Origin of the sequence: Pedobacter sp. WC2423, assembly GCF_040822065.1 — a bacterium.
Lineage (GTDB): Bacteria > Bacteroidota > Bacteroidia > Sphingobacteriales > Sphingobacteriaceae > Pedobacter.
This window is the reverse complement of the sequence record NZ_CP162005.1, coordinates 3699427-3711904: the sequence shown is the minus strand read 5'-3', so window position 1 is coordinate 3711904 and position 12478 is coordinate 3699427. Positions and strand designations below refer to the sequence as shown.

Genomic DNA, 12478 nt, shown 5'->3' with positions numbered 1-12478 from the left:
ATGAAAGAACATAAGATTAAGAATATCTTTGTCAACGGGCCGGTTTCAGCTCAGTTTATTGCAGAAAGTATTCAAAAACATGAAAGCAATACTGCAATTGGAGCACATAGCATTTTCCTGGGACAGGTTCGTGCAGATCAGGTTGGTGAAGAAACAGTAGCAGGGATTAATTACACTGCTTATGAGGAAATGGCCTTGCAAAAAATGTATGAAATCAGAGAAGCTATTTTTAAGAAATACCCGGTTACCTGTTTACACGTACATCACAGTTTAGGTTTAGTGGCTGCTGGCGAAGTTTGTCTCTTTGTTTTTAGTTCATCCACACATCGCAAAGCGGCTATGGAAGCGTGTGATGAATTGGTAGAACGGATTAAAGCAGAATTACCAATCTGGGGCAAGGAGATTTTGACAAATGCAACTCATCAATGGAAGGAAAATAAATAAATGGTAGATATTACATCCAAAACAAATACGCTGAGGAAAGCAGTAGCTACTGCCAGACTGAAAGTTTCCAGTATTCAGACTATTGAAGCTGTGCTGGCGAAAAAAGTTCCTAAAGGAGATGTTTTCGAGTTTTCAAGAGCTGCAGGATTATTTGCAGTAAAAAAGACTAGTGATGTAATTCCCGATTGTCATCCTTTACCTATAGAATATACAGCGATTACCCATGAAATTGAAGGGATGTATATCATTATCCGTGTTGAAGTACATACAATTTATAAAACAGGAGTAGAAGTAGAAGCCATGCACGGTGCATCGGTTACTGCACTGACTATTTATGATATGCTGAAACCAATTGACAAAGGGATTGAAATTGAGAATATCCGTTTGGAACATAAATCGGGAGGGAAAAGCCAATATAAGCTGGTCAGTCAGGATCAGCTGAAATGTGGGGTAATAGTTTGTTCCGATCGGATCAGCGCAGGTGAAAAACAAGATATATCGGGCAAAACGATTATTCAGAAGCTGGAATCTTATAAAATAGAGACTAATCATTACGACATCATTCCAGATGATTTTCAGCAAATTCAGCAAAAGGTAATGGCGCTCGTTGAGCAGGAATTCAATCTGCTGATTTTTACTGGCGGCACTGGTTTATCCCCAAGAGATGTAACACCCGATGCCATCACTCCGTTATTGGACAGAGAAATTCCGGGAATGATGGAAAATGTCAGAAAATATGGGCAGGAGCGTATGCCCTATGCGATGTTGTCCAGAGGGGTTGCCGGATTTATCAAATCTACACTGGTCATCACACTGCCTGGTTCTGTAAAAGGGGCAGAAGAAAGTATGGATGCACTTTTTCCTGCTGTGTTACATGTGTTGAAAGTTCAAAAAGGCGCAGACCACGCATAATTGCAGGAGATCAAAAGTCCGGTTTAACAGCACTGATTAACGCTGATTAGCAAGACGAAAAATTATAATCGACTGGTGGTTAAAACATACCGACAAAGAACAAAAAGTGAACGATGGAAAGATTTGCACCTATTACTGCAGGTTGATTAACTTGCCCTGATCAATATAATTAAATTTTGATTAGATGAATGCAGTAAAAAGCCGTTCCTATATCACCGTTCTTCTCCATATTCTGGTATGGATGCTATTCTCGTTTGTTTTGCTTTTTTATATGCCATTAACATGGAGTATTGAAGTTCCTTATCAGCTCTGGATTAAGCAAGGATGCGAGCTGGTTTTCCTGATTACTATATTTTACGTGAATAGTGATATTCTGGTACCTAAATTACTGTTGAAAAATAATTCACTCGGTTATTTACTGGCAATTGTTGGTTTTGTGATTGTAGGTACAGTAATGGTGAGATATCTGGACAATATCCTGAATTTAGCGGTACTGATTACAGAAGCTTTTCATAAAATAGGGATTACTAAACTTCCAAGACACAATGACAAACTGGATATCTTTCTGATTATGATGATCCTGTTGATTATCGGAATCAGCACCAGTGTAACCCTGATACAGAAATGGCAGGCCAATAAACAATTGCAGGAAGCACTCGAAAAAGACCGGATAGGATCAGAATTATCCTTTCTGAAAGCACAGATTAACCCTCACTTCTTCTTTAATACCCTGAATAATATCTATGCATTAACCCATGTGGATGTAGAGAAGTCCCGTAATGCGCTGCACAAATTATCAAGGATGATGCGTTATCTTTTGTATGATACTCAGGCCGGCAGCACACCGCTGAGCAAAGAAGTATCTTTTATCGTTGATTATATTGAACTGATGAAACTTCGTCTCAATGATACGACTAAAGTAACTTTTGAAGGTCCGCTGATCAATAATGATATACAAATTGCGCCGATGTTATTTCTGCCTTATATTGAAAATGCCTTCAAACATGGTGTGAGTTCAACCTCCTCCTCAATTATTTCTATCGAGCTGAGTATGGAAGAAGATACCCTTGAAATGAAGGTGCAGAACTCAATTTTTAATGAAAATGCGGAGATCGCAGATAATTACGGAGGTATAGGCCTCACCAATACTAAAAGACGCCTTGATTTATTATATCCGGGAAAACATACTTTTTTGGCCGGTAAAACTGAAGATACCAATGAATTTATTGTTCACTTAACCTTAATGCTCGATGATACTGAACTGTATAGCAGTAGACGATGAACCTTTAGCGCTGGGGCTGGTTTGCAGTTTTATTGAACAAACCCCTTTTTTACGTCTCGCAGGTAGTTTCTCCAGTGGAGTAACCGCGCTGACTATGATCCACGAACAAGAAATAGATCTGATCTTTCTGGATATACAGATGCCGGATCTGACCGGGATTCAACTGGCCAGGATTCTGGACAGGCAGCCCGGCAGCAATGGCCCGAGAGTAATATTTACGACAGCGTTTAACAATTTTGCGCTCGAGGGATATAAAGTTGATGCACTTGATTACCTTTTGAAGCCATTTAATTACGAAGAGTTCCTGATTGCCGCCAATAAAGGAAGAGCTTATGCGGAGTTGGTGAAGACTGGTCAGCAGTCAGTTGTATCACCAGAACAGGAAGAAGAATATATCTTTTTAAAAGTCGAATATCATTTGGTCAGGGTGGCTATTAAAGACATCCTGTATATTGAAGGGCTCAAAGATTATGTAAAGGTTTATCTGGAAAATACAGATAAAGCGATATTGACTTTAACCAGTCTTAAGGTACTGGAACAAAAGCTCTCTGCAAAAATATTTATGCGTGTTCACCGCTCTTATATCGTATCTCTTGAAAAGGTGAGCTCAGTGACCAAGAATAGTCTGAACATCGGCACACTCAGTATTACTGTAGGTGATCAATATAAAGATGCATTTAATACTTACCTAAGCAGGTGGATGTAATCAGAACAGTTAGCTTAAAGATCGGCGCAGAAAGTTATATAGCTTTAGCGGGAATGACTCTTTCTCCGATCTCAGCATCTTCGTCTGCTGTAAATGTGCTGGAGTTGATGCCTTGCATTAAGCTTCATTAGGTATTTCAGCTTTATAGATAATCAAAAGAGAGCTGGTTATTTGCCGGATAATTGCTGGACTACTCCCTCCAGTTTTTCTTTTAACAATTGTGAGGAGAAAGGTTTAGTGAGGTAATCATCGAGATAGGTATAACTAAAAGATTGTTGTATATCTACATCACTTGAAGCGGTCAGTGCAATGATTTTAATCTTGGACATATTGACGTCTGGTAATTCTCTGATGTGCCTGGAGGCTTCGAAGCCATCCATAACCGGCATGTGAATATCCATCAATACCACATCAAAGCCTCCGGTTTTTACCATATCAAGAGCTTCCTTTCCATCTTTGGAAAGCGAATAATTGCAATTCCACTGGTCAAGGATCTTTTTGAGCAGCATAATATTGATAATATTGTCTTCTGCAATCAGGATGTTCAGGTTGCTGATCGTAGAAATGGCCGGTTTAACTAGTTGTACAGCTTCCGGTGAAACTATGGATAGTGCCAGTTCATATTTAATCTCAAAAGAGAAAGCTGAGCCGACATGCTCCTCGCTTTCCAGAACCAGTTTACTCAGGTGCAGGCCAATCAGTCTTTTGACGATGGCAAGCCCGAGGCCTGTGCCTCCATAGCGTTTGGTAATGTTATTGTTTGCTTGTAAGAAAGGTTCAAAGATGATTTCCTGTTTATTCTTAGGAATCCCAATGCCTGAATCTTTAATAGCAAAATGTAAGAGGATATGTTTTTCTGTCCGGTTTTTTGTAGCCACCAGGATTTCTACCTGCCCGCCGTTGTCGGTGAATTTCAGGGCATTGGAAATCAGATTATTTAAAATCTGGGCAAGCCTGGTCTGATCGCCAATGATATGCAGTGGAACATTTTCGAAGTCTAAATTCAACCTGATGTCAATCTTCTTCTGTTCTGCCTTTGGCCGGAAAGTGGCCAGTATGTTTTGCAGCAGTATAGTCAGATTAAAAGGAGATTTATTCAGGGTAATCTGATCTTCATTCATTTTACTGAAGTCCAGGGTATCATTGATCAATGCCAGCAGGTTCTCTGCCGAGAAGCGCAATACAGCAAGATTTTCTTCCTGATCTTTTCTTGGGTTTTCTACGCTTAAAATATTAATCAGTCCGATCACTGCGTGCAAAGGCGTGCGCAGTTCGTGAGACATGGAAGAAAGAAAGTCAGCTCTTAATTTAGTGGCTTCCTGTGCCTCTTTAAGGGCTGATTGCAATTGAGAATTCAGTTCCCTTTCTTTAGAATTACTCTTAAAAAAGGATTTAAAGAATTCATAATGCATAGTAATCAGGATGCCGAAATTGACAATCAGCGCCAGCATAAATGAACTGTTATTCAGTTGCAGTGGAGTTACAGTTATTTTTCCATTCTGACCATTGGTTAACAAGAGATGTGTGACCACTGGGATTACTCCTGCCAGTGAATAAACGATACCCCAGTTTTTTCCGAGGATATAAAAACTGGCAGAAATAATAATTAAAGTGATTTGTAAGCTGACCAGGTTAATACCGTAGGTGTACATCAGTATATTCGTCCAGATCACACTGCTAAGCGATAAGAGAAAAAGATGGCCTGCCAGCTGCCAGTTATTCTTTTCAAACATCAGGTAAAGTCCGGAACACATTGCGCTGATCGGGATCACTAATCTTGCCGCTGTTTTATAATCTTCTCTCAGCAGGGACTTAATAGTAATGATCAATAACAGCGCAATCATCAGGATTAATCCAAAAGTTAAAATTCTGATTCTGGACTGCATTAAAGGAATTTGCTTATCTCTTAATAAGGCCGCATACTTTTCTCTGAGCCTGATAATAATATTCATACACCTGATCTTAGCGTCAATATTACAAAAAAAAGAGTTCGGTTTTTAGGAACAAAGATTTTTAATAACGTTTAACTTTGCGGTAAATATTAAACCGTCTGATCCCAATAGTTGTATTCGTCACACTGGTAGGTGCCAATCTGTCCAGGCTTATTGTTTATGCTGGTTTTGAGGCTAACCAGCAGTTTATTTCAGCAAATCTTTGTAAAAATAAGTCGCGTCCCTGGATGCATTGCAATAGACATTGTTATCTGATGAATAAATTAAAACAAACTGAGGAAAAAGAGAAAAAGCAAGAACTTGAGGAACAAAAAAGCCGTTACCACGAATTTTTACCTGGTGAAACGTTGAAAATAGCTTTCAAGTTTCCTGTTTTTAAGCTTATTTATCCAGAATGCTTTCCTCAAAACACGGTAAAGCGTTCATTTGGCATTTTCCACCCACCACGAAACGTTTAATTTTATCTTATGATGAAAATCCTGCTGTTTGTAACAAACAATAGCCGGGTTATGATCTGTCCATTAGGTGTTTAACTTTTATTTAGTTAATTCCAGGCAACTGTTGAAATGGTTGCTCAGGAAGGGCTGTGCTTTAAAAAAAAATTACAACAACTCATTTGATTTTGTTTAAGAAAAGATTAGTTATAGTGCGATTTGTTATTGATTTTGATTGAGTATTGGTGTGATTTCTTAATACAGACATATTCTGGTGCTAATATAAGGGCCTTTAAATTTGCCGAAAAAATAAGTTCAAATCACATGATGAAAAATTTACTCTGCACAGTACTCTTACTGTTCTTTTGTTGTTGTTTTAAAAACGAATTAGCAGCGCAAACGACTCAGGCATCTATCTCCGGAATTATAACCGATGACCTTAAAAAAACTATTCCTGGTGCATCCGTGCAAGTCCGGAATGAGTCCACAGGTTTTACCACCAGAACCACGACCAATGCCAAAGGAGAATATACTTTTAAAGAACTTCCTTTGGGAACTCCTTATACAGTTACCGCTACTTATATCGGGTTTGGTGAACAGAAAAAAACAGGTTATTCTTTGAATCAGGGGGATGCCTTAAGAATTGATATTTTAATGCAGGATGCTGTAAATAATCTTTCTGTAGTGGAGATCGTTGGTTCAGGAATGAAAAACAAAACTGAAACCTTAGGAGCGGCAACAACCATTTCGGCCAGGGATATTACCAGGCTTCCGGTAAACGGACGTAATTTTGCCTCGTTGACTGATCTTTCGCCATTAAGTAAGGGTACAAATATTTCAGGTCAGTTAGGTTCATCTACAGGTTTTACTATTGACGGGATGACGGCTAAAAATCCAACCTCTGCAGGTTCAACAACAAGCAGAAGTGGTGCGCCTTATTCGATTTCGATTGAAGCAGTACGTGAATTTAAGGTCGTGACCAACCAGTATGATGTAACTCAGGGAAGAAGCGGTGGTGGTGCAATCAGCGCGGTAACCAAATCCGGAACGAATACATTGAGTGGTAGTGCATTTACTTACGGACGTGCAGACTGGTTATCCAGCCCTTATGATATCAATGGAAATAAACGTAAATCTGATTTCTCTACTTATCAATATGGTTTCTCTCTGAGCGGCCCGATTATTAAAGATAAGTTGCACTTCTTTATGGTTTGGGATCATGAAAAGGATGCCCGTCCATTGCAAATCGCCAATATCCTGTCTCCGGCAGATGAAACGAGATTGAAAATCAATCAATCTACGCTGGATCGTTTTGTTGATATTTCGCGCAGGTTATATGGAGTAGCCAACACACCTCAGTTTGGTTCTTTCGATAAAAAACGCGGATCTGATGCTGCTTTTGCACGTATTGACTGGCAGATCAATGAGAAAAACCTGTTAACAGTTCGTGATAATTATACGAACAGCAGAAACCCGCAAGGATTAGAAGATAACACTGCTATCAATTTATATGAATCTTATGGTAATGATAAGAACATTGATAATAGTTTGCTGGCTTCCCTGCGTACTTCTATCAGCCCGAGATTAACCAATGAGTTGAAAGCACAACATTTATACACATACCAGTTAAGTAGTCCTGGTGATCAGTTGCCTTCGGCAAATATCCCGCGTGCAGTAGTGGAAGGAGTTACTTCTACCATCGGTAAAGGTTCACTTTCCACTGATATTGAATTGGGTGGTCACCGTTTTGCTCAGGAAGGTTTTACAAATAATGTATATCAATTAGTTGATAACCTTTACTACAACACTGATAAAATCAAATATACTTTTGGAGTTGACTTCATGTATACCAACGCACATTCAACTTATGGAAGTGAATTGAACGGACGTTTTTATTTTAAAGAAGATGCGAACACAGGAACTTCTGCACTGGATAATTTTGAATCGAGAACTCCTTACCGTTATACCAGGGAGGTGCCTTTACTAGCCGACCCTAGTGTAAAACAAGGAATCTATAATTCTGCAATTTATGGTCAGATGCAAGCGAAACTTGCTTTAGGGCTGGATATGGTTGCAGGTTTACGTCTGGATTACAGCAGCTATCCTAAAGGAAAATTTAATCAGCTGGTATTTGATGAACTGGGTTTAAGAACTGATAATTCATTATCTACGCTTCAGATTCAGCCACGTGTCCAGTTTAACTGGGATGTGAATGATAAACATCAGGATTTTATTCGTTTTGGTGCAGGTATTTTCGCTTCGGACATTAACAACTATGCCACGATCAATAATATGGTGTTTGACGGAAATCACCTGGCTTCGATTGATGTAAGAGGGGCAGGTGTACCGAGACCAGATTTTCCGGGTTACCGTGCAAACCCTGGCAGTGCCCCAGGGCAGGATCTGTTTGGTCAGGCTGGTGTGAATAAACTAATGACGATCAATGCGAATGCAAATGACGCGCAGGTTCCTGTGGTTTATAAGGCCAATGTATCTTATAGCCGCTTTATTACTGACCGTTTAAAAGTGGGCATTACTGGTTACATGACTTTAGGAAGGCACAATTACATGTATGTAGACCGCAATATGGTTGCTAATCCTTATTTCCGTTTATCAAATGAAGATAACAGAGGGGTTTATGTACCGGCAGGAACTATTCAGAATAGTTCTCCTGATTGGCTGCAGGGCCGTATCAGTAACAAATTAGGCCGTGTAATGGAATTAAACAGTAAGGGTAAGGTCAATCAGTTTGCCGTAGTCATTGATGGTAGCTACCAGTACTTTAAAGATGGCGCAATTTCATTCAGTTATACCTGGAATGATGCCAGGGATAATACCTCTTACAATGGTAACGTAGCTAATAGTGCAACTTTATCTCTACCGGTAAAAGATGATCCGCGTGATTTAAGCAAAATGACTGCTTCGGATAATCAGTTCCGCCACAAAATTGTAGTGTATGGAACTTTACCAACCTTTCATGGAATTGGTGTTGGTCTTCGCTATTCAGGTATTGGTGGTACACGTTATACATTATTATCAGGTGGTAATACGAATGGTGATTTTGTTGCAAGTAATGACCTGGCTTTTATCTTTGACAGAAACAATCCGGCGGTTGCTCAAAATGTCCGCGCTGGTTTGCAGGCAGTTTTAGACAATCCTAATGCAAGTCAGAGTGTGAAAGATTATATCCTGAAATACTCCGGACAGATTGCAGAAAGAAATGGCGGGATCAACAGTTTTTATGGAATCTTTGATTTGAGAATAACCAAGAAATTTAAATTGTATAAAACACATACTTTAGAGTTGTCTGGTGATATTTTTAACGTAGCCAATTTATTGAACAAGAAATGGGGTGTGAACGAATCGCTTGGTAATCAGGCCTTATACTCGCTTGGTATTCCTAAAACACCAACTACACCTGGTGTTGATGGATTTGATAAAACAACTAATAACTTTGTTTACAGAGTGAATGGTGCTGGTGTGGTTAAGCCTTCAGGTAACCCTTATCAATGTCAGATTGGACTTCGTTACAGTTTCTAAATTTCTTTATATGAAATATTTGTTTTTAATCGCTGGTTGTTTTAGTTTATCGACCGCAATCGCCCAGCAAAAAATTGAAGTACAGGGCCATCGTGGCGGAAGAGGGGTCATGCCAGAAAATTCTATTGCGGCCATGCTGCATGCGGTAGACCTTGGGGTGAGAACGCTGGAGCTGGATTGCGTGATCTCTGAAGATAAGCAGGTGGTTGTTTCTCATGATTTATACATGTCTGCTGATTTTATGCTGAAGCCTGATGGTCGTGAGATTACCAAAGCAGAAGAAAAATCTCTTTTATTGTATAAAATGCCATATGCGCTTATTAAAAGCTATGATGGCGGGACAAAGGTGAATACTTCTTTTCCGAAACAGCAAAAGTTAAAAACGGTGAAACCATTGTTAGGGGTGCTGATCGATAGTGTGGAGGCTTATGTTAAGGTTAAACATTTAAAACCGGTTGCTTACAATATTGAGATTAAAAGCTCGGCTGAAGGTGATAGTACTGCGCATCCTGCTCCTGAAACATTTGTCAGACTGGTAATGGATGTGCTTAAAGATAAAGGTATTACTAAAAAAGTGACTATACAATCATTTGATACCAGGCCTCTGGTAGTTTTACACCAGTACTATCCAAAACAAAAGCTTTCTTATCTGATAGCAAATAAAGACAGTTTTAAAGTTAACCTGAGTAAGCTTGGCTTTACTCCAGATATTATAAGTCCATATTATCTGATGGTGGATGCCGGATTTGTAAAAGACGCTCATACGTTAGGTATGAAGGTGTTACCCTGGACAGTGAACGATGAGTTGTCTTTGAAAAAGATGGCAGATCTGAAAGTGGATGGTATTATTTCGGATTATCCGGATATGGCTGTTGCATTATTCGGCAGTTACCAAAAATAAAATAGTCAATTAAATAGTACCCTGAAAGCGGCCATGCTGTTTCCTTGCTTAATCTCCTGACCGGGGAATTAAGATCTGGAAAACAGCATGGCTTTTTTTGTGGTTAAGGTTTCTAATGACCTGAAGCTGTTCAGCTTCTGAGTGACCCCTTTATGAATCCATATCAATTAAAGGATGTCTCCATAGTGAGTCCACCTATTTACGGGAAAAGGTGGACTCAACGTAGACTCATATATTAGTTAACATTAACGGGAACAGGCCGCAAAAAGGAATTCTTTGTTCGTGTTATATTAACTGGCATGAAAACAGATAGTTGTTCTGGCGTTGAATTTGTGAAAAATAAAGATAGCATTATGCGTTGCTGAAACAGGGTCGGTACGGAGAAATCAGCTGTGATTTTCAGTCGGTTGGTTGTGAGCTAAAAGGCAAATAGCTAAGCTTCTCTTCTTGATTCAGAAGGGAAGCTTTTTTTATTTGCCGCTTTACTTTAAGCGACAAAAAGTGGGGATTTATTTTGGGTATGGGGAAAATAATTCCCTTATTGAGAATTTATTTCCCCTTACGCGCTGTATGGGGAGTTGGATTGAAATTACTTTATCGTGCTGATTTAAAGTGAGGCAGACTTTTGAGTTCTGATGATCTCATACAATTGAATGATTTTTTTCTGTTGATCGTTATAGCGCTCATTCAGTTCATCAAGTTGCTTCTTTACGTCAGGATACTGTTCATCCTGCGAATCCTTCTCTCCTATACGAAGCATATCTATTATTGAAACTCCGTATATATCAGCTATTTGCTGAACTTTATAGAAAGAAACATCAGTTATTCCAGTCTCTATTTTAGAGTAGGCTGTAACAGATATGCCCAATTGATCGGCTACGATTTTCTGGCTAATGCAATGCGTATTGCGGATTGCTCTAAGCTTTTTTCCAATATTTTGAATCATTTGTTATAGATTTTAACGGGGATAAGAAAATGACATTTATCAAAAAATAATTTTTGTTACATGAAATGTTGCAAAATAAAGGCCAACGGAAATACTGTGCCGTGCCAAAGTGGTTAAGAAATATATGAATTAGGTTAAATGTGTGGTCAGAGCTCATATTGGACGAATTTATGGCTTGTTTGTATTGTTTTTGTGACTAAGTGCCGGGAAAAACTAATAACTGACTAAAGAGGTAAAAGGGTTAGTGATTTTAGCCTCGTTAACCTTGTTTTAATCCTTAAGATAATATAGTGAGGCTGGGGCGTAAACTTCAGTGTTTTTTATATCCGGACATTTGGGCTATCTTTGACTAATGAATCCTTTTAAATGGTTAAACAAAATGTCGCATCAACAGCTCGCTTCACAAATGCGGATTGGATTGGCTATGTTTTGCCGTTTTCTTTTTATCCAGTATCGTTTGGGTGATTCATTTCTTAAAAGTAGCAAGGACTTTATTTAGCGGGCCCCAGCCTTTTTCAAGGTGTGGGGTACAGGAACTCAACCTGACTTAAATTATTTTATAATTTTTTTTTATTCTTTCAGGAGCATCTGCGGCGACAGCTGTTTTGGCATGGCTGCTATTGGAATAAAAGGTAAGCTGAAATCTAATGAATCATTCCTTGAAAATGAGCTATAAAGACTTTGAGGAGAATGCCTCAGCTGAGTATAACAGGCTGAGGCTAATTGTCTTTTTATTTTTTTATAACCTCATTATTATTACATATGAATACTACGTCAATAAAAATAGATACCAGGCCGATCGTTTTGTCCAGAGGTATTTTTGATCTGTTAAAAAGTCATCTCAGAAAAAGAAAACTGAGTAAATACAATGAAGATAAACTGGAAATGGAACTTCGGTATGCCAGACAGGTGTTACATCGGGAGCTGCCACAAGATGTAGTGACCGTAAATACCTGTGTAAGGGTCAGAGAACTGGTTTCCGGAAATGAATTTACTTATAACCTTGTTGCTCCTGATCTGGCGAAAAGAAAAAACAATACTTTATCAATTTTATCACCTATCGGTGTAGCTATGCTGGGATATCCGCAGGGTGCAGAGTTACAGTGGGAAATGCCAGAAGGTATAAAGGTCTTTCGGATAGAGGAGGTGTCAAGGAATTAGTAAATTTTAAAATACCTTAAATCTTAAGGGCGTTGCGGTAATTTACTGCAACGCTTTTTTTGTTGTATTGAATATTATATTGTTCAGTCATTTTAGATAACTCAAGGTAATAATCGAATATTCCGGGTAAAGAAATTATTCCTGAATACAATCATTTAGCTAAATGGTTAATTTAAAATGATAATAATTAAATTGATCGA

The 12478-nt window shown here is 38.8% G+C and carries 10 protein-coding genes; 8 read left to right on the top strand and 2 right to left on the bottom strand.

Annotated elements, in window-relative coordinates:
• From AB3G38_RS15255 to AB3G38_RS15240, 4 genes are all read left to right on the top strand, one after another.
• Complete coding sequence (locus AB3G38_RS15255; protein WP_367864735.1) at positions 1-444, top strand: molybdenum cofactor biosynthesis protein MoaE; 444 nt, start codon at positions 1-3, stop codon at positions 442-444.
• Positions 445-1356, top strand: a complete 912-nt coding sequence (gene moaCB / locus AB3G38_RS15250; protein WP_367864734.1) for a bifunctional molybdenum cofactor biosynthesis protein MoaC/MoaB — start codon at positions 445-447, stop codon at positions 1354-1356.
• A 184-nt stretch (positions 1357-1540) separates the two neighbouring features.
• A complete protein-coding gene (locus tag AB3G38_RS15245; protein WP_367864733.1) occupies positions 1541-2638 on the top strand; it encodes a sensor histidine kinase in 1098 nt (365 codons plus the stop codon).
• A complete protein-coding gene (locus tag AB3G38_RS15240) occupies positions 2607-3344 on the top strand; it encodes a LytR/AlgR family response regulator transcription factor (protein ID WP_367864732.1) in 738 nt (245 codons plus the stop codon). The genes AB3G38_RS15245 and AB3G38_RS15240 overlap by 32 nt, the downstream gene beginning before the upstream one ends.
• 167 nt (positions 3345-3511) lie before the next feature.
• On the opposite strand, the gene AB3G38_RS15235 is transcribed toward AB3G38_RS15240, so the two are convergent.
• Positions 3512-5296, bottom strand: a complete 1785-nt coding sequence (locus AB3G38_RS15235) for an ATP-binding protein (protein ID WP_367864731.1) — start codon at positions 5294-5296, stop codon at positions 3512-3514.
• 254 nt (positions 5297-5550) lie between these two features.
• Between AB3G38_RS15235 and AB3G38_RS15230 the strand changes: the two genes are divergently transcribed.
• The 3 genes from AB3G38_RS15230 to AB3G38_RS15220 all read left to right on the top strand — a co-directional run bounded on the left by AB3G38_RS15230 (position 5551) and on the right by AB3G38_RS15220 (position 10171).
• A complete protein-coding gene (locus AB3G38_RS15230) occupies positions 5551-5754 on the top strand; it encodes a hypothetical protein (protein WP_367864730.1) in 204 nt (67 codons plus the stop codon).
• A gap of 300 nt (positions 5755-6054) precedes the next feature.
• Positions 6055-9270 (top strand): carboxypeptidase regulatory-like domain-containing protein, encoded by a 3216-nt coding sequence (locus tag AB3G38_RS15225; protein ID WP_367864729.1) that lies wholly within the window; start codon positions 6055-6057, stop codon positions 9268-9270.
• A gap of 10 nt (positions 9271-9280) precedes the next feature.
• Positions 9281-10171, top strand: coding sequence for a glycerophosphodiester phosphodiesterase family protein (locus AB3G38_RS15220; protein ID WP_367864728.1), 891 nt, complete (start codon positions 9281-9283; stop codon positions 10169-10171).
• 607 nt (positions 10172-10778) lie between these two features.
• On the opposite strand, the gene AB3G38_RS15215 is transcribed toward AB3G38_RS15220, so the two are convergent.
• The gene (locus AB3G38_RS15215; RefSeq protein WP_367864727.1) at positions 10779-11117 is read right to left on the bottom strand and encodes a helix-turn-helix domain-containing protein; all 339 of its coding nucleotides are present in this window, start codon (positions 11115-11117) and stop codon (positions 10779-10781) included.
• A gap of 762 nt (positions 11118-11879) precedes the next feature.
• Here AB3G38_RS15215 and AB3G38_RS15210 point away from each other — a divergent pair.
• Positions 11880-12278, top strand: coding sequence for a GreA/GreB family elongation factor (locus AB3G38_RS15210; RefSeq protein WP_367864726.1), 399 nt, complete (start codon positions 11880-11882; stop codon positions 12276-12278).
• Positions 12279-12478: the final 200 nt, after the last annotated feature.